Below are 21,387 nucleotides of genomic sequence, written 5' to 3' on the forward strand. Positions count from 1 at the left end.
TCCCTACATTAAGCAGCCATATTCATCAATAAATACCCTTGATAGGCAATGAATATGATAAACAGTACAGCACCCTCGAGACGGTTAATACTGCGTGATTTACCAAGGGCCATGATCACTAGTAATAATGAGACCGCTAACATGACCCAAAAGTCACGGCCCATGACGCTATCGCTCAGTATCGATGGGTTTAAAATCCCAGGAATACCCATTACGGCAAGAATATTAAACACATTCGAGCCGATGATATTGCCGACGGCCATATCATCTTCACCTTTTAATACTCCAGCCAGCGAGGCAGCAAGTTCTGGTAAGCTGGTTCCGACGGCAATAATCGTCAGTCCGATAACCAAATCACTCATACCAAAATACTTGGCAATGATCACTGAGTTATCAACAAGCATGCTGGCCGCAAAAGGCAGTAGTATTAGACCAATAACGACCCAGATGATGGCTTTTTTATTACTCACATCGCTTGGAATCTCTGATTCACATTCAGCCAATAAGGCATCACCATTTTGCTGCTCTTTACGGCTAATGTGTAACATCGCTAAGATAAACACCGCAAAGAGAACAAACAGCAGAATACCTTCATAAAAGCCTAAATAGCTATTCCAGAGCAGAAGACCAGATAATAACGTCACGCCAACCATCAATGGTAATTCGCGACGCAAGACCATTGAACTGATTGATAATGGTTTAATTAATGCCGTGATGCCGAGGATCAACGCAATATTGGCGATGTTCGAACCGAGTACGTTACCCACCGCGGTATCCGTTTTGCCATCTAAAGCGGCGGTAGCTGAAACCATCATTTCAGGGGCTGATGAGCCCATCGCTAAAATAGTCATCCCGATAACTAAGGGAGAAATACCGACGTTACGTGCGATGGCGGCAGCGCCAAAAACCAGCTTATCGGCACTCCAAACCAGTAGAATCAGGCCGACAATCAGTAATCCAGTGGCTTCGAGCATGGCGATTCCTAATCTCAATAAAAAATGAATGAGTAACCGCTAATTTTGACGTGTTGGTCACTAAAAGGGAAGTCGAAGATAACATTTATTGTGGCATTTTTATCAAGGGTTTTCATGCGTGATTGCGCTTAATTGAGAGAAATCGGACGCTTTACTTACACTTTGTTACCGATTTTTCCGGATAGTCAAAAGTTCGATGACGTTTTCATCACTCTTCTTATCGTCAGTGATGTAAGGTTATTAGAGCAAAATATCACTGGCCGGAGAGAGGGCTTGTCGAATGACTAATTGAACAGCGCTTTTAATTTAGGCCTAATCTGCTTATGATTGCGCATCATCTGGATGGAAAACCACAACAGCGAATCGAGAGTATGTCCGAAACTGATCTAGTGACCATCAATAAGTTAACCTTTTCCCGAGCCAATCGTCTCATCTTTGATCAGGTGAGTCTGCAGGTACCGAAAGGGAAAATCACCGCCATTATGGGGCCTTCTGGAATAGGCAAGACGACCTTGTTACGTTTGATTGGTGGTCAACTCCTGCCTGAAGCCGGTGATATTTGGTTTGATGGCGATAATATTCCCCATTTATCACGTAAACAGCTTTATCAAGCCCGTAAAAAAATGAGCATGCTTTTCCAATCAGGTGCTCTATTTACCGATCTTAATGTGTTTGATAATGTCGCCTTTCCACTTCGCGAACATACGAAATTAAACGAGGCGTTGATAAAAACACTGGTCCTTCTTAAGCTTGAAGCGGTGGGTTTACGCGGAGCTGCCCATTTAATGCCAAGCGAGCTGTCTGGTGGTATGGCACGTCGAGCCGCCTTGGCGCGAGCCATCGCGCTTGATCCGGAACTGATCATGTACGATGAACCGTTTGTTGGCCAAGATCCTATCACCATGGGGGTTCTGGTTGAGCTGATCCGTAACTTAAATCAAGCATTAGGTTTAACGTCGGTGGTGGTGTCTCATGATGTGCCTGAAGTGATGAGTATTGCTGATTGGGTTTATTTATTGGCGGATGGCAAGGTGATTGCTTTTGGTACGCCGCAGGAACTGGAAAATAACCCAGATCCACGCGTGCAACAATTTTTACGCGGTGAAGCGGATGGGCCTGTTCCTTTTCGTTTTCCTGCGCAGTCGATAGAGAAGGACTTGTTTGATGGCCAATAATTGGGAGCAAGCAATCAGTCGCTTTGGTCGGCGCTGTTTAGGCGTTGGCGAATCTTTTGGGCGAGCGAGCTTGATGTTGTTTGGGGCTCTGGTGGGAAGACCAAGACCGATCCAACATTTACCTCTGCTGATTAAACAATTGTACAGCGTTGGCGTACAGTCTCTGGCGATTATTATCGTCTCAGGCCTGTTTATTGGCATGGTTCTCAGCTTGCAAGGTTATGTAATCCTAGTGGATTTTGGGGCTGAAACCAGCTTAGGGCAAATGGTGGCCTTGTCGTTATTGCGTGAGCTTGGCCCTGTTGTCACGGCATTGCTGTTCGCGGGACGAGCCGGTTCGGCGTTGACGGCGGAAATTGGCTTAATGAAAGCTACCGAACAAATCTCCAGTTTAGAAATGATGGCCGTGGATCCGCTTAAGCGAATCATTGCCCCACGTTTGTGGGCTGGACTGATTTCGATGCCTTTACTGGCGATGATCTTTATGGCAGTAGGCATTTGGGGTGGGCATTTAGTCGGCGTTGATTGGAAAGGTATTGATCAAGGTAGTTTTTGGTCGGTAATGCAATCGTCGGTTGAATTAGGTAGAGATATTGGTAACAGCGTGATCAAATGTGTGGTCTTTGCGATCACAGTAACTTGGATCGCGCTGTTTAACGGTTATGACGCTATTCCTACTTCAGAAGGGATTAGCCGAGCGACAACACGTACCGTGGTACACTCGTCTTTGGCGGTGTTAGCACTGGATTTTGTTCTGACCGCATTGATGTTTGGGAATTAAACATGCAGCAAACACGAAAAGTAGAATTTTGGGTAGGGAGTTTTGTGCTAGCAGGAATTTGCGCAATTCTTATTATGATTTTTCACGTAGCTGACGTGAAAGGGTTAGGTTCAAACGATACTTACTCATTAACCGCTGAGTTCGATAATATCGGCAATTTGAAAGTTCGCTCACCAGTCAAAGTGGGTGGTGTAGTCGTGGGGCGCGTATCCGATATTCAGTTGGATCGTCATCGTTTATTGCCGGTTGTGACCATGGCAATCGATAGTCGATATGATCAGTTTTCTGAAAACTCCAGTGTAAAAATACTCACTTCAGGATTAATTGGTGAGCAATACATAGGTTTAGTGCCCGGATTTGTCTTTGATGATGAGCAAATGCTCAAAGATGGTGACCATATTGAAGACACCAAATCAGCGCTGGTATTGGAAGATTTAATCGGCCAAGTGTTGTATAGCGTAGGCAGTTCAGACAGTAAAAAACAGGAGTAAATCATGTTGAAACGGTATTGGGTTTTAGTACTAGGCCTGTTTTTTTCATTGGCAATTCAAGCCGAAGTGATTGATAAAACGCAGCCTTATCAGATGATGAAACAAGTGGCAGAAAAGTCATTTGCTCGTTTAAAAGCGGAACAACCTAAGATTCGCGACAATCCTGAGTATCTTAAAGTCATTGTTGAAGAAGAGCTGATGCCTTACATCAATGAGCAGTATGCAGCGTTGAAACTACTTGGCACACATTTACAAGGGGCTAATCGTGAAGAGGTTGGCCAGTTCATTACGGCGTTTCGCGCTTATATGGTGACAAGCTATGCACAAGCCTTAACTCAATATAACGATCAGCGCGTTGAGTTTGCTCCTGAAGTTCCAGTCCCAGAAGGGCGACGGATTACTGGCGTACAGGTGGAACTGATCGACCCACCAAGACCGAATGTGAAAATTGAGTTCCGTCTGCGTCAGGAGAGAAATGGAGAATGGAAAGGATTTGATATGATTGCAGAAGGGATCAGTTTGTTATCAAGTAAGCAATCTGAGTGGAGCGGTAAAATCCGTCAAGACGGGATCTTAGCGGTCGCGAAAGAGTTGCAACGTTTATCAGAGCAACCGATCCGTTTTGAGAGTGAGTCACAATGAGTGAGCAATGGCAAATGACCAATCCTGAACACGCCTTATTAAAAGGCGCGCTGGATAGAGAAACCGTTCCTAACTTGTGGCGTCATTTACAAACCTGGCAACCGACGGCTTTGCAATGCGAGATTTCTTTAGCAGAGGTACAACGTATCGATTCTGCGGGGATGGTAATGCTCATTCACTTAATAGAGCATGCAAAAACACAAAACTGTCATATAATGCTGAGTTTTGTGCCACAACAACTGCGCACATTATTTCAGTTGAGCAACATCGAAGCGATGATGGCTCAACATATTCAACCATTAGCAGGGGTGAATTGTGGATAGCACACAAGTACAACAATTATTACAACAAGCACTCAACCTTGAAGAGCTACATGTCAAAGGTGAGGGTAGCCATTATGAAGTGATCGCGATTGATGCGAGCTTCGAGACGATGAGTCGAGTGAAAAAACAGCAACTGATTTATGCTCCATTAATGGCGTACATTCAGCGTAATGATATTCACGCGGTATCAATCAAAACGTTCACCCCACAAGAGTGGGCTCGCAATAAAAAGTTGATGTCGCTGTAAGGTTTTTTAATGGAAAAATTTCGAGTTATTGGGTCAGATAAGCCGCTGCAAGGTGAAGTGACCATTTCCGGTGCAAAAAATGCTGCACTGCCTATTTTATTTGCGTCCATTTTGGCCGAAGAACCAATTGAAGTCGCTAACGTCCCTCACTTACGTGACATTAACACCACGATGGAACTGCTCAAACGCTTAGGCGCAAAAGTGGAACGTAATGGTTCGGTTCATGTTGACGCTAGCCAAATTAACCAATATTGCGCGCCATACGACCTCGTAAAAACCATGCGTGCCTCTATTTGGGCATTGGGTCCACTGGTTGCGCGCTTTGGTCAAGGCCAAGTTTCGCTACCCGGTGGGTGTGCGATTGGTGCACGTCCCGTCGATTTGCATATTCATGGCCTCGAGCAATTGGGTGCGACGATTACGTTAGAAGACGGTTATGTCAAAGCGAGCGTTGATGGGCGCTTACAAGGTGCGCATATTGTTATGGACAAAGTCAGTGTCGGTGCCACGATTACCATCATGTGTGCCGCGACATTGGCAGAAGGTAAAACGGTATTAGATAACGCTGCTCGAGAGCCGGAAATTGTTGATACTGCTGCCTTTTTAAATAAACTCGGCGCTAAAATTACCGGTGCAGGTACAGACAGTATCACTATCGAGGGTGTTGAACGTCTTGGTGGTGGTCGTCATGCTGTGGTTGCTGATCGCATTGAAACGGGCACCTTTTTAGTTGCTGCGGCAGTCTCTCATGGCAAGATCCTCTGTCGCAATACCAAAGCCAGTTTACTGGAAGCGGTACTCGCTAAATTAGAAGAAGCTGGCGCAGAAATTGAAACTGGCGATGATTGGATAAGTTTGGACATGACTGGGCGAGAGCTGAAAGCCGTGTCAATTCGCACCGCTCCCCATCCTGGTTTTCCGACTGATATGCAAGCCCAATTTACTCTCCTGAATATGATGGCCAAAGGTGGCGGTAAAATTACCGAAACCATCTTTGAAAACCGTTTTATGCACGTACCTGAATTGATGCGTATGGGAGCCAAAGCCGAAGTTGAGGGGAACACGGTGATTTGTGGTGATGTCGAATCATTGAGTGGAGCTCAAGTGATGGCAACGGATCTACGAGCTTCCGCGAGCTTAGTGATCGCGGGTTGTATTGCTAAAGGTGAAACCATCGTTGATCGGATTTATCATATCGATCGTGGCTATGAACGCATCGAAGATAAATTGTCGGCGTTAGGGGCTCATATCGAACGTGTCAGTGAGCCAAACTAACGGGCTCAAGGGTTAATGAGCCGAAATTTTAGGATTTCGGCTTTTTTATTTAAGCTCCATTGGAGAATCTGCATGATTGCTGTCTTGCGTCTTTTGGCATTAGCTCTATTTGCTGTTGTGATGTTTGTTTTTGGATGTGGCTATTGTTTGCTCAGTCCGCGCAATCCAAAACACGTTTTCACCTTTGGCCGTCTGTTTGCCAAAATGTCTCGGGTATTTGGTATTACTTTAGAGCTGCGTATTCCTGATGATGCTTATCAGCGTGGTCAGGCGATTTATATTGCTAACCATCAAAATACTTGGGATCTTTTTACCGTCTCTGCGGCGGTGACGCCCAAAGTGGTCACGGTAGGCAAAAAAAGCCTATTATGGACGCCGTTGTTTGGTCAGTTGTATTGGCTAACCGGCAATATTTTGATTGATCGCAGCAATAAGGCCAAAGCCAAAGGCACGATTGATCAAGTGGTGGATAGTATGAATAACAGTGACGTTTCGGTCTGGATGTTCCCAGAAGGAACGCGTTCCCGTGGCCGGGGGTTACTGCCTTTTAAAGCGGGTGCTTTTCATGCTGCGATAGGTGCGAAAGTGCCGATTATTCCGATAGTGTGCAGTTCTACCAATCATTTACGTTTAAATCGTTGGAATAATGGTCATGTGATTGTCGAAATGCTGCCGCCCGTTAGTACGGAAGGGTTAACTCGAGAACAAGTCCGTGAATTATCTAAGCAGTGTCACCATGATATGCAAATCAAATTGGCTGAACTTGATGCCGAAGTGGCGCGATTAGATGCTCAACCAGCTCGTGGATAATTGCCTTTTATAGAATTACTGAGCCGTTGAAGTCTCGCTAATACATCAGAGAAAAGAAAAAAGGTTGCTTATCAAGCAACCTTTTTTCTCGCGAGAACGCTTATCGACGAACAGCGATCGCTTCAATTTCAATCCCAACATCTTTCGGTAAACGAGCCACCTCAACGCAAGAACGGGCTGGGTAATTGGCGACGTTGTGATCATCAAAAAATTGACCGTATACTTGATTTACGGTCGCAAAATCATTGAGATCTTTGACGAAAACGGTCATTTTAACGATATCACCTACCGTTAATCCTGCCGATTCAACCACCGCTTTAACGTTATCTAAAGATTGTTTTGCTTGAGCAGCGATATCAGCAGGGACTTCACCTGTCACTGGGTTTACAGGGATTTGGCCTGAAGTCAACACCATGTTACCTAAATCAATTCCCTGAATATAAGGACCGATTGCCGCTGGAGCCGATTCGGTATGCAGAACTTTAGTCATGCGAGTTATTCCATAATCTTGATTAAAAATGAGTTTTTAGTGTGCCTCTAAACCTAGTAGAGGTAAAGAGGCAATCGGCAGAACCTTGGCGGTTTGCACTTCGTTTATGGATGTTACGTCGTTAGTACGAATGAACTCTGTTTAGGCTTCGCGTTCGGTGACCACTTCGCGTGAAAAGACTTTCTCACAGTATTTACATTTAAGACGAATTTCATTGGCTTTCTCAAAAATGCGGAAGCTACTCTCAACGGGTTCATTGTGTGAGATACAGTTGCTGTTTGGGCAAGCAAAAACGTTATTGATCTTTTCTGGCAGCGTTAAGGCTAATTTTTTAACGACTTGATAATCTTCTATTTGGTTAACCGTTGCATGGGGGGCATAAAGTGCGAGTTTATTGGCTTGATCTTCGTTGATAAAGACATTCTCTATCTTCAGGAGATCTTTATGGCCAAGTGCAGAAGAGGGAAGATTGAGTCCGATAGTGACGCGTTGGTGAGAGTTGTGCATATCAAATAAACGCAAGACTTTGATCCCAACCTTGGCTGGGATGTGATCAATAACCGTCCCGTTTTTAATCGCTTCAACTTGCAGTTTAGTCTCTTTATTCATGTTCGGCTCCATTACAGTGACTCATTTAACACAAGGGCGAGCAGTGCTTCACGGGCATAGACCCCATTCTCGGCTTGTTGAAAGAAGTAGGCGTGCGAGGTTTTATCGACATCCGTTGTGATTTCATCAACCCGTGGCAACGGATGGAGGACTTTCATGTTTGAGCGAGCGTCTTGCAGCATCGTCGCCGTTAACACGAAGGCGGATTTAATATGCGCGTATTCTGATTCATCGAAACGTTCTTTTTGGACTCGTGTCATGTATAAAATGTCGAGTTCAGGGATCACGCTTTCCATATCGCTATGTAGGCTGTATTGCAGCCCGGCATCATCAAGTTCTTCACAAATGTAATCGGGCATTGCCAGTGCTTCTGGAGCGACAAAGAAGAAGCGGTTGTTGTCAAACTTCGCCAATGCTTGAGTTAAAGAGTGAACGGTACGGCCATATTTCAAATCACCGACAAAGGCGATGTTTAAGTTATTTAAACGGCCTTGAGTTTCAAAAATGGAGAATAAGTCGAGCAGGGTTTGTGTCGGATGTTGATTCGAACCATCACCAGCATTAATCACCGGTATGCCATTGGAAAATTCAGAAGCAAGACGAGCGGCTCCCTCTTGAGGATGACGCATAACAAATGCATCAACGTAAGAGGCTATCACCTGAACTGAATCGGCTAAGGTTTCGCCTTTTTTAGCCAGTGACGTATTACCACCATTATCAAAACCAATCACGCTGCCACCGATACGTTGTACCGCCGTTTCAAAAGAGAGTCGCGTTCGAGTTGAGGGTTCGAAAAAACAACTGGCAATAACCTTATCTTTAATCAGAGTCGGTTTCGGTTCTGCTTTTAGCTGACCTGCGGTGTGGACAATCAATTCCAGTTCTGCTCGTGATAGCTCAGAAATGGAGATGATGTGCTTTTGGTAAAGCGAATTGGTCATAATGTCTTCCCTTGCTTGGTGTTTCGGCCATAAAAAAGCCCCCCGATCTGGGAGGCTATTTATTATCAATAAAGGGTAACAACGCATTGACTAGTAAGCAAAATTGCTCACCGCAATGAAGCATAGAAACATGGTTGATATCGTTTCTGTTCACAAGCCACCCCTTAGACAAATTGCTGGGCATTATACGCCGAACTTTTCTCAAGGCAAGCGTTTGCTTAGTGAGTTTCTCGTTTACTTATTAACCATTAAATGCATGGTTATCCACCTAAGGTGGCGACCATTACGGCCTTGATGGTATGGAGTCGGTTTTCCGCTTGATCAAACACGATCGCGTGTTCGGACTCAAACACTTCTTCAGTAACCTCTAAGCCTTGCATACCATATTTTTCGGCTACTTGTTTACCAACGGTGGTTTGATCATTATGAAAGGCGGGTAAGCAGTGCATGAATTTAACGCGAGGATTCCCCGTGGCACGAATAGCCGCCATATTAACTTGATAAGGCGTCATGATCGCCACGCGTTCGTCCCACGCTTCGGGTTCTTCTCCCATTGAGACCCAAACATCGGTGTAGAGGAAATCGCAGCCTTTGACGCCTTCTGCGACATCTTCGGTCAAGGTAATACTTGCCCCTGTTTGTTGGGCAATACTTTGACAAATATCGACTAATTGACGATCTGGCCAGAAAGCTTTAGGAGCGACTAAGCGAATATCCATGCCCATTTTTACCGCGCCGACCATGAGTGAATTACCCATGTTATTGCGCGCATCACCAAGATAAGCAAAGCGGATTTGATCTAGAGCTTTACCATGAGAAAACTCTTGCATGGTTAGGAAATCAGCCAGAATTTGCGTTGGATGAAACTCATCAGTCAGGCCATTCCATACTGGAACCCCAGCATATTGGCCAAGTTCTTCGACGATCGATTGACCATAACCGCGATATTGGATGCCATCGTACATACGGCCCAATACTCGTGCGGTATCTTTCATCGATTCTTTATGGCCAATTTGCGATCCGGAAGGGCCAATATAGGTGACTTGAGCGCCTTGATCAAAGGCGGCAACTTCAAAAGCGCAGCGAGTACGTGTGGAGGCTTTCTCAAAAATAAGCGCGATGTTTTTGCCCAGCAAGGTTTTTTGCTCGGTGCCTGAGTATTTGGCTCGCTTTAAGTCCGCCGCTAGACTCAACAAAAATTGAATTTCTTGGGGAGTGAAGTCAAGTAATTTTAGAAAATTACGCTGACGCAAATTAAAAGCCATATCGAGTCCTTAACCATAAAAAAGAATAGGACCAGTTAAACATATAAATGCTATAAAAGTGAATAATTATTTTTTGTTGGGCGGTGAGTTATGTGAAATAACTCACCGCATTGGATTACAAGTTTTCTTCCGCAAATTCGGCTAAGCGGCTGCGGACGACACCATTGAGATGGATGTTGGCACTGCCTTCGAAGTTTTTGAAACGCTCAACCATATAGGTAAGCCCTGAAGTTACTGGTGTGAGGTAGTGGGAATCAATTTGTGCCAAGTTACCTGAACAGACAATTTTGGTTCCTTCTCCACAACGAGTAATGATGGTTTTAATTTGTGATGCGGTTAAGTTTTGGCACTCATCCAATAAGACAAAGGCATTTTGTATTGAGCGGCCACGCATAAAGTTGATCGACTTAAATTGAATATTGGCTTTATCACAGATGTATTTGAGCGAGCCCTCGGTACAGTGATCGTGCTTGTGCAGCGCTTCTAAAGTATCGGTGATGGCGGCTAACCACGGCATCATTTTCTCTTCTTCACTACCCGGTAAAAAGCCAATCGACTCACCAATGTCGGGTGTGTTGCGAGTCACAATGATTTTATCGAACATTTTGCGTTCGATGGTTTGGTCTAAGGCGGCCGCCATAGCCAGTAACGTTTTACCACTACCGGCCGCGCCGGTGAGAATGACTAGATCAATCTCAGGATCGAGCAAGGCATCTAATGCCATGGCTTGATAAATGTTTTTTGGCATAATGTCCCAGACTTTGCGGTGCATGAGCCGTTCACGTCCAAGATCACGTAGGGTTATTGAGTCATCGCTGAGGGTTTCGACTCGAGCGGTGAAGTCACTTTCTTCATCCAATACATATTGATTAATGTAGGTGGGTTCGAAGGGTTTGCGATCCAATTTATGGAAAGTTTTGCCTCCCAGAGTATAACTGTCCACACTATCGACATTATCCCAAAAATTACCGGGACGGGTCTGAAAGCCTTTTGTTAGGTATTGTACATCGTCAATTAATTGGTCAGTTCGGTAATCTTCAACAAAGCGTACTCCCGCTCCCTTCGCACGTAAACGCATGTTGATGTCTTTGGTGATTAATACCACCGAACGCGGTGCGCGCTTATTTTGTAGGTGCAATACGGCATTCAAGATCCGGTTGTCTCCCTCCTTGTCGGTAAACGCTTTAACCGTTTCATGCACTTCGTAATCGGCCAAAATGGCAATCGTTCCTTTATTGCCACCTGAATTTTTTAAGGGGATACCTTCAGAGATCTCATCCGGTGTTGCATCGTGGAAAATGTTTTCCAAGGCACGGATGGCAACTCGTGCGTCTCGGGCTACATCGCGTTTGCTGTCTTTAATTCTGTCGAGTTCTTCGAGGACGGTCATCGGGATGACGACGTCGTGTTCTTGGAAGGAGTAAATTGCAAGAGGTTCATGCAATAGTATGTTGGTGTCTAGGACAAACAGTTTCCGGTCAGTATCGCCCATAAGCGTCTCCTTGCTATGTGATAGCGGGTATAATGAAGGTCTGCATTCTTGTGCTTACGATCGATTCTACGCTGTCGCCAGGTTGTCGATCACTGCGGATAGAAGGCAAACTGGTATGGATACTCTCTGTTTGAACAAGCATATCGTATGCCAACAAACCTTACGTCGACGTAAGCTGATACCAGTTTGGTATCGTTTGGCAACCTGCTGGTCTTTTTCAGTATAGCAACCTATTGAATTAGCATTGCCATTAAAATGTGACACTTTGATGTCAGCCAGCCACTCAAGAAAAAAAGCGTGGAATGGGCGTGACCTGTATCACGCCATCAAGTAAGATTAGCGACCTTTTTCTGCACCGTAACGGTAGGACAAGTAGACTTTTTCTTGACGCCGGTGCAGTCACGGTAACGGATAATGTTTAATCCCAATAGATGAGGTAGTCTTGATGACTTTTGCTTTAGGGCAACGCTGGATAAGTGATACAGAAAGTGATTTAGGGTTGGGTACAGTGGTCGCGATGGACGCTCGTACAGTGACGTTAATGTTTGCCGCATCCGAAGAGAACCGAGTGTATGCGCGTCATGATGCGCCAGTCACACGAGTGGCTTTTAATGTCGGTGATACGGTTGATAGTCAAGAAGGTTGGTCACTCAATGTTGAACAAGTGGTGGAAGATCAGGGCGTACTCACCTATTTAGGGACTCGTGAAGATACTCAACAAGCAGGCATTGCATTGCGAGAGATTTTTCTGAGTAACCAAATCCGCTTCAATAAGCCACAAGATAAGTTGTTTGCTGGGCAAATTGATCGGATGGATAACTTTGTGTTGCGTTATCGTGCGTTGACCAATCAATACCAGCAGCATAAAAGCCCAATGCGCGGCCTATGTGGTATGCGTGCGGGGTTAATTCCTCATCAATTATACATTGCCCATGAAGTGGGTCGCCGTTATGCCCCTCGTGTCTTGTTAGCCGATGAAGTAGGTCTTGGTAAAACCATCGAAGCGGGGATGATCATTCATCAGCAAGTGTTGGCTGGACGTGCAGAGCGGATTTTAATTGTGGTGCCTGAAACATTGCAGCATCAGTGGCTGGTAGAAATGCTGCGCCGCTTTAACTTGCACTTTTCGGTATTTGATGAAGAGCGCTGTGTTGAGGCCTATGCCGAAGCGGATAATCCGTTTGAAACCCAGCAATATGTTTTATGTTCATTAGATTTCTTACGTAAAAGCCGGCAACGTTTTGAACAAGCGCTCGAAGCGGAATGGGATCTGTTAGTGGTTGATGAGGCGCACCATTTACAATGGAGCCAAGATAAACCGAGTCGTGAATATCAAGTCATCGAAGGATTAGCAGAACGCACACCCGCGGTATTATTGTTAACCGCGACACCAGAGCAATTGGGACGCGAAAGTCATTTTGCTCGTTTACGCTTGTTGGATGCGGATCGTTTTTATGACTATGACGCGTTTGTTAAAGAAGAAGAGCAATATGCGCCTGTCGCTGATGCCGTGAGTGCGCTGTTATCTGGTCTTGTATTGACTGATACCGCAAAAAATCAAATCGCGGAATTATTATCTGAGCAGGACGTCGAGCCCTTACTGCGGGTACTAGACAGTCAAGCTGACGAACAGGAAAAAGCCGCTGCCCGTGATGAGTTGATCAGCAATCTTATGGATCGCCACGGTACAGGACGCGTTCTATTTAGAAATACGCGCGCTGCGATTAAAGGCTTCCCTAAGCGGAACGTGCATTTATTGCCGATGGAGATTCCAGCGCAGTACAGTACTTCAATGCGCGTCGCGGGGATGATTGGTGGTAAGCTGAGTCCACAAGCGCGAGCGATGAAAATGCTCTATCCAGAAGAAATCTTCCAAGAGTTTGAAGGCGATGATGCGAGCTGGTGGCAGTTTGATTCACGAGTCAATTGGTTGATTGATAAGGTTAAAGCCAAACGTAGCGAAAAGATTTTAGTCATTGCATCTCGCTCAAGTACCGCGTTGCAATTAGAGCAAGCTCTTCGTGAGCGAGAAGGGATCCGCGCGACGGTGTTCCATGAAGGAATGTCGATCATTGATCGTGATAAAGCGGCGGCTTATTTTGCTCAAGAAGAGGGCGGAGCTCAGGTACTGATTTGTAGTGAAATTGGCTCTGAAGGACGTAACTTCCAGTTTGCTCACCAACTGGTTATGTTTGATCTGCCGTTTAACCCTGATTTGCTTGAGCAGCGGATTGGTCGCTTAGATCGTATTGGTCAAGAAAATGACATCGATATTTATGTACCTTATTTGCAAGGGTCGTCACAAGGGATTCTGGCTCGCTGGTTTAATGAAGGATTGAATGCTTTTGCTGAAACGTGTCCAACTGGGCGTGCGGTCTACGATCAATTCTCCGAAGCTTTGATCGCAATGCTAGCCACGGCAGACAGCAGTGAATTGGAGAGCGTGATCGACGCTTCAGCTAAGCTTAATCAAACCCTAAAAAGCCAATTGGAACAAGGGCGTGACCGTTTATTGGAAATGCACTCGAATGGTGGAGAAAAAGCGTTGCAGATCGCTCAGTCGATTGCAGAAACCGATGGCGATACCAATCTGGTTTCTTTCGCATTAAGTTTGTTTGATGCCGTTGGGTTAAATCAAGATGACCGTGGTGACAATGCTTTAGTGGTTACGCCTTCTGAACATATGATGGTTTCGAGTTATCCCGGTTTGCCTTATGAAGGGGCGACGATTACTTTTGACCGTAATACAGCGCTCTCTCGTGAAGATATGCACTTTATCAGTTGGGAGCACCCGATGATTCAAGGTGGGATTGATCTTCTAATGAGTGAAGGGGTTGGCGTTTGTGCGGTATCATTGTTGAAAAATAAAGCGCTGCCAGTGGGGACGATTCTATTAGAGATGGTCTATCTGGTGGATGCTCAAGCGCCTAAGAGCAGCGGTATCAGCCGTTTCTTACCCGCAACCCCTATCCGCATTCTGATGGATGGCCGCGGCAATGATTTATCGGCGCAAGTCGATTTTGAAAGCTTTAATCGCCAGTTAAGCCCGGTGAATCGTCATTTAGCCAGTAAATTAGTCGCTTCTGTACAGGCTGAGATTCATCGCTTGATCGTTGCCAGCGATCCTGCGGTTAGCGCGAAAGTAGAGGCGATTCGTGAGCAGGCCAAGCAGGAGATGGAGCATAACTTGCACGCAGAGTTAGCGCGTTTATTGGCACTGAAAGCGGTTAACCCGAATATCCGTGATGAAGAGATCAGCGCATTAGAGCAGCAGATGAGCGCATTAAGTGGGTATATTTCTCAAGCGCAATATCAACTTGATTCACTGCGTTTGATTGTGGTTTCACATAACTAACGTTATATCTCGTACGCTTTAATGTTAAAAGGCTTTGTCAAATGACAAAGCCTTTTTTGATCCGTTCGAATCGGATGTGAAATAGAGCCCCCGCTTTTACGATTAGATTAGCCATTTCCACCAAATAAACAGCGCTAAGAAACCGAATAGATAAATCAATCCGACGATCGATAACGCTCGCGTTTTTTTACCGAGCGCTAATTCGGCTGGTAAAGGGGTCTTAGTGACTAAGATGTAATTAAGTAGGGCAAAAAATGGCGTGGTCATAAATGCCATTACCATGGCAAAGTTGAGCATCGGCATCAAGGCAAACGCCCAAAAGACAATGATGGCTAACGCCAGCGCTGAAACGATAAATAGCCATGTTTGAAACAAACGAGGCGAAGCGTGAGTTTTATGTTGCAGTAAACGCTGTGCTTCGGCAATTACACGCGAATAGCCATCAATCACGGTAATCGTGCTGCCAAAAATACAGAAAAAGGCGATAACAGCAATCAAATAGCGCGACCATTCACCAATGGTGGAAGCGTACAAACCAACCAGTTGATGAGAAAATCCAATCCCTGATTGTGCCAGTTCAACCCCTGTACCGTGTAGCACCAAACTGCCTAGGGCAAGAAACACGATAGCGAGCACGGCAGTACCAATGTAGCCGACATTAAAATCAAACAGTGCTGACTGTGCAGTCACATTTTGTTGGCGGCGCTGACTTTTTAGCCACATTGAGGTTAAGCTCGAAATTTCAATCGGTGCCGGCATCCAGCCCATCGTCACGACGATAAAACCGATCGCAGCGAATGTCCAAGGTGAGGGCGTTTCGCTGACCACGGTTAATGGGGCAGGTCCAGTTGCGGCAATAAAGACCGCGGTGAGAGTCGCTAGGGTGAGCACTGCCATGATGGTTTTGGAGAGAACATCCAAAGCTTTGTAGTGCCCTGCGATCAAAATAATCAAACAAGTTACTAAAATGAAGCCGCTAAGTACGCTGGTCGCTATTTCAAATGGGATGAAGTAACCCAGTAAACTGGCACTGAATAACAGTAACGCAGCCGTATTAACTATTGCGGAGAAAATACTTAATAGAGTGAATCCCCACAGGTAGGTTTTTCCTAGCTTAGCGTAACCTTCAACGAGGCTTTCTCCGGTTCCCATGGTGTATTGAACACCAGCTTTAAAGAAAGGGTATTTGAATAAATTCACCAGTAAAATCAATGCCGCTAATTGCCAGCCATAAATTGCGCCAGCTTGAGTGGAAGCGACAAGATGGGAGCCTCCTACTGCCGCTGCGGCCATCATGATCCCCGGACCAAGTGAGCGAACTAATTGTTTTAACCTGAGTTTTTCGGTGTTTGAATAAGGGACACTGTTTTCCATTCTCGATCCTTTTTCTACCTTTGACTTGCGTTTGCGGTCACTTGGTTTTAGGCCATGATTCAGCAATCTTCAGTGCCAGAGGTATGATTGATAGTTGTGTTTGATTTATTGTTATGGTCACTATCCCCTTCCTACTTGAAGCTACAGCGGTGTTGGCTACGTTGGTTCACACCGATCGCATCGTCTGCCTATGCTCATGGGGATGAACTCACTTGCCGCCTACCTGCAACTCCAAGTGATTTGGGTATATGAATTATTGATCTTATGTCAATATATCGTATCAATATCATAGGTTAATATTCTGTCAACTTTTAGTTACGTTTTCGGTGGAGTTACTAAGCTCAAGCGATGCATAAAGTGCCGATCATCCCTCTTACCATCAATCTGCAACTTGACCCTATTTAAGTATATAATGCGGCGTTTTTTCCTGATGAGACAATAATAATGGCGATGATTGAATACCATCCCCCCACCGATCCGTGGATAGATGTGGTGTATGAAGATGAGTATATTTTGGCGGTCAATAAACCGTCAGGATTACTCTCTGTGCCCGGCAAACATATTGAGCACTATGACAGTATGTGGAGTCGCTTGGTGGCTGAGCATTCGGAAATCCAAGTCGTGCATCGTTTAGATATGTCGACGTCAGGTTTAATGCTGTTTGCTAAGAATAAATACATGGAAGCGGCGCTGAAAAAGCAGTTTCAGTATCGATTAACCCATAAAGTCTACTATGCGCGAGTATGGGGCAAACTTGAGCAGCAGCAAGGTGAAGTTGATTTACCATTAATTTGCGATTGGCCGAATCGTCCGCGACAAAAAGTCTGTTTTGAGCATGGTAAAGCATCGAAAACCTTGTATCAGGTGGTTAAGCAAGAGGAGCAGACAACGATTGTTCGTTTGTTTCCTGTCACGGGGCGTTCTCATCAGTTACGGGTACATATGTTAGCGATTGGGCATCCGATAGTCGGTGACGAGTTTTATGCTTCTCCTGACGCATTAGCTTTTTCTGATCGATTAGCCCTGCACGCTGCAGAACTCAGTTTTTATCATCCACGCAGTCATTGGCTGCGAACCATTTTTGTACCGTGTGATTTCTATCCCGAAGCTGAGGCGGTGATCTTGGATCATTTTGATCCAGAAAGAAAACTACCGGATTATAAAACTCTACCTCGTCCTTAATGTGATTGAACGAGACGAAGTGAAGTAATCAATGTGCGATTAAAGTGATTTGAGGGAGTGGTTTATGTCATTACTTAACATGGTGTTTTTGGATCGAGCGACGATCCCTCGTCATATTGATCTTCCCGATCTGAGCGTTGCTCACCAGTGGCGAGAGTATGATTTTACGACGCCTGAGCAGGTGCTTGAGCGCATCGGTGACGCTGATATCGTGATCACTAATAAAGTGGTACTCACTCGCGAGATACTGGCTCAACTGCCGAAACTCAAGTTGGTCGCGATTTCTGCAACGGGCACGAATAATGTTGATTTACCGGCGTGTCGTGAGCTAAATATTGCGGTGTGTAATGTGCAGGGGTACGCGACTCAATCGGTCCCTGAACATGTTATTGCGATGATGTTTGCTTTAAGGCGCAATCTCTTTGGGTATCATCAAGATATTGCTGCCGGAGAGTGGCAACGCAATAAGCAGTTCTGTTTCTTTACTCATCCGATTGGTGATATTGCCGGTAGTGTGATGGGTATTATTGGTGGTGGATCGCTCGGTAAAGCAACGGCAGCCCTAGCTCAAGCATTAGGGATGCAAGTGATGTTTGCAGAACACAAAGGTGCTGAGTCTTGCCGTGAAGGGTATGTTCGTTTTGAGCAGGTATTAACGACGGCTGATGTATTAACACTGCATTGTCCTTTAACGGCAGCGACCACCCATTTAATCAGTCAGCCAGAGTTGGCGTTAATGAAACCGAATGCGCTGGTTATTAATACCGGTCGAGGGGGATTAATTGATGAAGTGGCTCTGGTGGATGCGTTAAAGCAACGTCGTATTGCTGGAGCTGGGGTGGATGTGTTTACTCAAGAGCCCGCTGACATCGGGAATCCACTGATTGCCAATATGGACTTACCGAATTTATTACTCACTCCACATGTTGCTTGGGGAAGTGATAGTGCCATTCAACGTCTGGTGACGATACTAATCGCTAATATCGAGGCATTTATTGCTGGAAAGTCGCAAAATAGGTTGGTTTAGTCACGGGGTATAAAGAGAAAGGCAGCGTTATTGCTGCCTTTCTTGTTAAGTAAAGATGATATTTATAAAGCGCTGATAGTGGCTTTTTGTTCGATTAACTTCACTAGGGTTTCTTGATAGCTATTGAGTTTGTCACGCTCGACAGCAACCACTGCTTCTGGGGCTTTAGCGACAAACCCTTGATTGCTCAGTTTGCCTTCGATGCGTTTGATCTCGCCTTCGGTTTTGGCGATTTCTTTCGCTAGACGCTCAAGTTCAGCTTGTTTATCAATCAATCCTGCCATCGGGATCATCAATTCCGATTTGCCGACCAGTGCGGTAGCACAAGCTGGCGTTACTTCATTGCTTTCAATCACTCGTACGGACTCAAGTTTGGCGAGAGAAATCAGCACAGGTTTATTGGCTTCAACGCGTGAGGCATCTTCTTCGCTAGCAACTTTTAACATTACCGATAAAGGTTTGCCCGGATTAATGTCATATTCAGCACGTAGGTTACGAATGCTGGTAATAAAGGCTTTTACCCATTCAATATCATCCAGTGCCTGTTGATTAAAGTTCTCTGGATTATATTGAGGTAGTGCTTGGAGCATGATGGTCTCGCCCTCAACCCCGTCAACCAGAGGCTTGATGCTTTGCCAGATGGTTTCGGTAATATAAGGGATCACCGGGTGAGCCAAACGCAGTGTTTTTTCGAGAACGGTAATAAGGGTGCGACGCGTACCGCGTTGCTGAGCTTCAGACCCTTTCCAAAGAATGGGTTTGGTTAGCTCTAGATACCAGTCACAGAATTGGTTCCAGATAAACTCGTATAAGGTATTTGCAGCCATATCTAATCGGAAGTTATTGATATGGTTATTAAACTCTTTGGCTGCTAGCTCAAACTGGGATTCAATCCACTTGTCGGCCAGTGAGTACTCGATCTCACCAGCAGTAAAGCCACAGTCTTGCGCTTCGGTATTCATTAACACGTAACGGCTGGCATTCCACAACTTATTACAGAAGTTACGGTAGCCCTCTAAGCGTTTCATATCCCAGTTAATATCACGACCGGTTGAAGCCATGGCTGCTAGCGTGAAGCGCAGTGCGTCGGTTCCATAAGGTTCGATACCGTTTTCAAACGTTTTACGCGTGTTTTTCTCGATTTTAGCGGCAAGTTGAGGCTGCATCATGTTGCCACAACGTTTCTCAACTAATGACTCTAGATCAATACCATCGATCATATCGATAGGATCAAGGACGTTACCTTTCGATTTTGACATTTTATCGCCATTTTCATCACGGATAAGGCCGGTGACATAAACGGTTTTAAATGGGACTTGAGGTTTGCCATGTTCATCTTTACAGAAATGCATGGTCATCATGATCATCCGTGCTACCCAGAAGAAAATAATGTCAAAGCCTGTCACCAATACATCTGATGGATGGAAGGTTTTTAGTGCATCGGTATTCTCTGGCCATCCTTGTGTACCAAACGTCCAGAGGGCAGAGGAGAACCACGTATCTAACACATCGTTATCTTGCTTAAGCACTACGACTGGTGCAAGGTTATGTTTAGCACGGACTTCTTGTTCATCACGACCGACATAAACGTTGCCATCATTATCATACCAAGCCGGAATACGATGTCCCCACCATAGCTGACGAGAAATACACCAATCTTGTACGTCGCGCATCCAAGAGAAGTACATGTTTTCGTACTGCTTAGGCACAAACTGGATGTCACCGTTTTCGACGGCTTCGACGGCTGTTTTTGCTAACGGAGCTGTGCGCACATACCATTGATCGGTCAGCATCGGTTCAATTACGACACCACCACGATCACCGTACGGTACGGTTAGATCATGATCTTTGATTTCATCCAGTAAGCCCAGTTCGGCAAATTCAGCAACGATTGCTTTGCGTGCGGCAAAACGCTCCATACCGTGGTATTTTTCTGGAAGCTCACTGCTGTACACATCACTTGCTTCACCATTACTATTAAACACTTCGGCAGCATCACGAATGTTGGCATCAAAGGTGAGAATGTTGATCATCGGTAATTGATGGCGTTTACCCACTTCATAGTCATTGAAGTCGTGAGCTGGAGTGATTTTTACACAACCCGTGCCTTTTTCCATATCGGCGTGCTCATCGGCAACGATAGGAATGCGGCGATTGACGATAGGGAGTAAAATTTCTTTACCGATCAATGCTTGGTAACGAGGATCTTCAGGGTTAACCGCGACACCAGTATCACCGAGCATGGTTTCAGGACGAGTGGTGGCGACGACGATATAATCTTTACCGTCCGCAGTTTTAATGCCATCGGCTAACGGATAGCGGAAATGCCACATGTGGCCTTTGATATCTTTATTTTCAACTTCAAGATCGGAAATCGCGGTGTGCAGTTTTGGATCCCAGTTAACAAGACGTTTGCCACGATAGATCAAATCATCTTCATACAAACGAACAAACACTTCTTGCACGGCATTTGATAGGCCGTCGTCCATGGTAAAGCGTTCACGCTCCCAATCGACGGAAGCCCCTAGACGACGTAGCTGTTGAGTAATCGTACCGCCAGATTCAGCCTTCCACTCCCAAATCTTGTCGATAAACGCTTCACGACCATAATCATGCTTCGTTTTGCCTTCTTCTGCAGCAATTTTGCGTTCAACGACCATTTGGGTAGCGATACCGGCGTGATCCGTTCCAACTTGCCATAAGGTATTTTTACCCTTCATGCGCTCGCAACGGATCAAAGTATCCATGATGGTATCTTGGAAGGCGTGACCCATATGAAGGCTACCAGTGACGTTAGGTGGCGGGATCATAATGCTGTACGCTGGCTTTGAAGTGTCACCGTGTGGCTTAAAGTAGCCGTTCTCTTCCCAAGTCTGATAGAGAGCTTGTTCGATTGCTGTTGGGTTATATGTCTTTTCCATAGTGCTCTTAAAT

The 21,387-nt window shown here is 45.4% G+C and carries 19 protein-coding genes; 11 read left to right on the plus strand and 8 right to left on the minus strand.

The window, feature by feature from the left end; translation table 11 throughout:
- Positions 1–8: 8 nt before the first annotated feature.
- The gene (locus FKQ60_RS13940; RefSeq protein WP_154170067.1) at positions 9–974 is read right to left on the minus strand and encodes a calcium/sodium antiporter; all 966 of its coding nucleotides are present in this window, start codon (positions 972–974) and stop codon (positions 9–11) included.
- A 371-nt stretch (positions 975–1,345) separates the two neighbouring features.
- On the opposite strand from FKQ60_RS13940, the gene mlaF reads away from it, so the two are divergent.
- The 8 genes from mlaF to FKQ60_RS13980 all read left to right on the plus strand — a co-directional run bounded on the left by mlaF (position 1,346) and on the right by FKQ60_RS13980 (position 6,718).
- On the plus strand, positions 1,346–2,149 hold the full coding sequence (gene mlaF / locus FKQ60_RS13945) for a phospholipid ABC transporter ATP-binding protein MlaF (RefSeq protein ID WP_040904029.1): 804 nt from the start codon (positions 1,346–1,348) through the stop codon (positions 2,147–2,149).
- Complete coding sequence (gene mlaE / locus FKQ60_RS13950) at positions 2,139–2,930, plus strand: lipid asymmetry maintenance ABC transporter permease subunit MlaE (RefSeq protein WP_154170069.1); 792 nt, start codon at positions 2,139–2,141, stop codon at positions 2,928–2,930. Before mlaF ends, mlaE begins: the two co-directional genes overlap by 11 nt.
- Before the next feature lie 2 nt (positions 2,931–2,932).
- On the plus strand, positions 2,933–3,421 hold the full coding sequence (gene mlaD / locus FKQ60_RS13955) for an outer membrane lipid asymmetry maintenance protein MlaD (RefSeq protein WP_154170071.1): 489 nt from the start codon (positions 2,933–2,935) through the stop codon (positions 3,419–3,421).
- A gap of 3 nt (positions 3,422–3,424) precedes the next feature.
- Positions 3,425–4,063: a phospholipid-binding protein MlaC gene (locus tag FKQ60_RS13960; RefSeq protein WP_154170073.1), complete on the plus strand. Its 639-nt coding sequence runs from the start codon at positions 3,425–3,427 to the stop codon at positions 4,061–4,063.
- The gene (locus tag FKQ60_RS13965; protein WP_040904013.1) at positions 4,060–4,386 is read left to right on the plus strand and encodes a lipid asymmetry maintenance protein MlaB; all 327 of its coding nucleotides are present in this window, start codon (positions 4,060–4,062) and stop codon (positions 4,384–4,386) included. Before FKQ60_RS13960 ends, FKQ60_RS13965 begins: the two co-directional genes overlap by 4 nt.
- Complete coding sequence (ibaG, locus tag FKQ60_RS13970; protein ID WP_004394594.1) at positions 4,379–4,633, plus strand: BolA family iron metabolism protein IbaG; 255 nt, start codon at positions 4,379–4,381, stop codon at positions 4,631–4,633. Before FKQ60_RS13965 ends, ibaG begins: the two co-directional genes overlap by 8 nt.
- 9 nt (positions 4,634–4,642) lie before the next feature.
- Positions 4,643–5,908 (plus strand): UDP-N-acetylglucosamine 1-carboxyvinyltransferase, encoded by a 1,266-nt coding sequence (gene murA, locus FKQ60_RS13975; RefSeq protein ID WP_154170075.1) that lies wholly within the window; start codon positions 4,643–4,645, stop codon positions 5,906–5,908.
- Between the two features lie 72 nt (positions 5,909–5,980).
- Complete coding sequence (locus FKQ60_RS13980; RefSeq protein ID WP_170906662.1) at positions 5,981–6,718, plus strand: 1-acylglycerol-3-phosphate O-acyltransferase; 738 nt, start codon at positions 5,981–5,983, stop codon at positions 6,716–6,718.
- A 100-nt stretch (positions 6,719–6,818) separates the two neighbouring features.
- Here the strand turns inward: FKQ60_RS13980 and FKQ60_RS13985 are convergent, their stop codons facing one another.
- From FKQ60_RS13985 to FKQ60_RS14005, 5 genes are all read right to left on the minus strand, one after another.
- Positions 6,819–7,208, minus strand: a complete 390-nt coding sequence (locus FKQ60_RS13985) for a RidA family protein (protein ID WP_004394597.1) — start codon at positions 7,206–7,208, stop codon at positions 6,819–6,821.
- Between the two features lie 141 nt (positions 7,209–7,349).
- Positions 7,350–7,817, minus strand: coding sequence for an aspartate carbamoyltransferase regulatory subunit (gene pyrI / locus FKQ60_RS13990; RefSeq protein ID WP_158138937.1), 468 nt, complete (start codon positions 7,815–7,817; stop codon positions 7,350–7,352).
- Between the two features lie 11 nt (positions 7,818–7,828).
- On the minus strand, positions 7,829–8,758 hold the full coding sequence (pyrB, locus tag FKQ60_RS13995; RefSeq protein ID WP_161438766.1) for an aspartate carbamoyltransferase: 930 nt from the start codon (positions 8,756–8,758) through the stop codon (positions 7,829–7,831).
- A 260-nt stretch (positions 8,759–9,018) separates the two neighbouring features.
- Positions 9,019–10,023: an ornithine carbamoyltransferase gene (argF, locus tag FKQ60_RS14000; RefSeq protein ID WP_170906663.1), complete on the minus strand. Its 1,005-nt coding sequence runs from the start codon at positions 10,021–10,023 to the stop codon at positions 9,019–9,021.
- Between the two features lie 115 nt (positions 10,024–10,138).
- Positions 10,139–11,515: a PhoH family protein gene (locus FKQ60_RS14005; protein ID WP_004394601.1), complete on the minus strand. Its 1,377-nt coding sequence runs from the start codon at positions 11,513–11,515 to the stop codon at positions 10,139–10,141.
- Positions 11,516–11,960: 445 nt separating this feature from the next.
- Here FKQ60_RS14005 and rapA point away from each other — a divergent pair, with 445 nt between their 5' ends.
- The gene (rapA, locus tag FKQ60_RS14010; protein ID WP_170906664.1) at positions 11,961–14,870 is read left to right on the plus strand and encodes an RNA polymerase-associated protein RapA; all 2,910 of its coding nucleotides are present in this window, start codon (positions 11,961–11,963) and stop codon (positions 14,868–14,870) included.
- 102 nt (positions 14,871–14,972) lie between these two features.
- On the opposite strand, the gene FKQ60_RS14015 is transcribed toward rapA, so the two are convergent.
- The gene (locus FKQ60_RS14015; RefSeq protein ID WP_154170083.1) at positions 14,973–16,244 is read right to left on the minus strand and encodes a divalent metal cation transporter; all 1,272 of its coding nucleotides are present in this window, start codon (positions 16,242–16,244) and stop codon (positions 14,973–14,975) included.
- Positions 16,245–16,688: 444 nt separating this feature from the next.
- Here FKQ60_RS14015 and FKQ60_RS14020 point away from each other — a divergent pair, with 444 nt between their 5' ends.
- Both FKQ60_RS14020 and FKQ60_RS14025 read left to right on the plus strand, forming a co-directional pair.
- Positions 16,689–17,426 carry a pseudouridine synthase gene (locus tag FKQ60_RS14020; RefSeq protein ID WP_161426689.1) on the plus strand — a complete coding sequence of 246 codons (738 nt, stop codon included), beginning with the start codon at positions 16,689–16,691 and terminating at the stop codon, positions 17,424–17,426.
- A gap of 64 nt (positions 17,427–17,490) precedes the next feature.
- Positions 17,491–18,453, plus strand: a complete 963-nt coding sequence (locus FKQ60_RS14025) for a D-2-hydroxyacid dehydrogenase (RefSeq protein WP_170906665.1) — start codon at positions 17,491–17,493, stop codon at positions 18,451–18,453.
- Positions 18,454–18,515: 62 nt separating this feature from the next.
- Here the strand turns inward: FKQ60_RS14025 and FKQ60_RS14030 are convergent, their stop codons facing one another.
- Entirely contained in the window at positions 18,516–21,374 is a 2,859-nt protein-coding gene (locus tag FKQ60_RS14030) for a valine--tRNA ligase (protein WP_170906666.1), read from the minus strand.
- Between the last annotated feature and the right edge of the window lie 13 nt (positions 21,375–21,387).

The sequence above is a fragment of the Vibrio sp. A11 genome, from assembly GCF_013048705.1.
Taxonomy (GTDB): domain Bacteria; phylum Pseudomonadota; class Gammaproteobacteria; order Enterobacterales; family Vibrionaceae; genus Vibrio; species Vibrio metschnikovii.

What these genes read in the sequence shown, in the direction of transcription:
- rapA (WP_170906664.1), top strand. Translation starts at nt 11,961, where the DNA reads ATGACTTTTGCTTTAGGGCAACGCTGGATAAGTGATACAGAAAGTGAT.
- pyrB (WP_161438766.1), bottom strand. Translation starts at nt 8,758, where the DNA reads ATGACCAATTCGCTTTACCAAAAGCACATCATCTCCATTTCTGAGCTA.
- FKQ60_RS13940 (WP_154170067.1), bottom strand. Translation starts at nt 974, where the DNA reads ATGCTCGAAGCCACTGGATTACTGATTGTCGGCCTGATTCTACTGGTT.
- pyrI (WP_158138937.1), bottom strand. Translation starts at nt 7,817, where the DNA reads ATGAATAAAGAGACTAAACTGCAAGTTGAAGCGATTAAAAACGGGACG.
- mlaE (WP_154170069.1), top strand. Translation starts at nt 2,139, where the DNA reads ATGGCCAATAATTGGGAGCAAGCAATCAGTCGCTTTGGTCGGCGCTGT.
- mlaD (WP_154170071.1), top strand. Translation starts at nt 2,933, where the DNA reads ATGCAGCAAACACGAAAAGTAGAATTTTGGGTAGGGAGTTTTGTGCTA.
- FKQ60_RS13985 (WP_004394597.1), bottom strand. Translation starts at nt 7,208, where the DNA reads ATGACTAAAGTTCTGCATACCGAATCGGCTCCAGCGGCAATCGGTCCT.
- FKQ60_RS13965 (WP_040904013.1), top strand. Translation starts at nt 4,060, where the DNA reads ATGAGTGAGCAATGGCAAATGACCAATCCTGAACACGCCTTATTAAAA.
- FKQ60_RS13980 (WP_170906662.1), top strand. Translation starts at nt 5,981, where the DNA reads ATGATTGCTGTCTTGCGTCTTTTGGCATTAGCTCTATTTGCTGTTGTG.
- FKQ60_RS14025 (WP_170906665.1), top strand. Translation starts at nt 17,491, where the DNA reads ATGTCATTACTTAACATGGTGTTTTTGGATCGAGCGACGATCCCTCGT.
- FKQ60_RS14030 (WP_170906666.1), bottom strand. Translation starts at nt 21,374, where the DNA reads ATGGAAAAGACATATAACCCAACAGCAATCGAACAAGCTCTCTATCAG.
- FKQ60_RS14015 (WP_154170083.1), bottom strand. Translation starts at nt 16,244, where the DNA reads ATGGAAAACAGTGTCCCTTATTCAAACACCGAAAAACTCAGGTTAAAA.
- FKQ60_RS13960 (WP_154170073.1), top strand. Translation starts at nt 3,425, where the DNA reads ATGTTGAAACGGTATTGGGTTTTAGTACTAGGCCTGTTTTTTTCATTG.
- FKQ60_RS14020 (WP_161426689.1), top strand. Translation starts at nt 16,689, where the DNA reads ATGGCGATGATTGAATACCATCCCCCCACCGATCCGTGGATAGATGTG.
- FKQ60_RS14005 (WP_004394601.1), bottom strand. Translation starts at nt 11,515, where the DNA reads ATGGGCGATACTGACCGGAAACTGTTTGTCCTAGACACCAACATACTA.
- murA (WP_154170075.1), top strand. Translation starts at nt 4,643, where the DNA reads ATGGAAAAATTTCGAGTTATTGGGTCAGATAAGCCGCTGCAAGGTGAA.
- mlaF (WP_040904029.1), top strand. Translation starts at nt 1,346, where the DNA reads ATGTCCGAAACTGATCTAGTGACCATCAATAAGTTAACCTTTTCCCGA.
- argF (WP_170906663.1), bottom strand. Translation starts at nt 10,023, where the DNA reads ATGGCTTTTAATTTGCGTCAGCGTAATTTTCTAAAATTACTTGACTTC.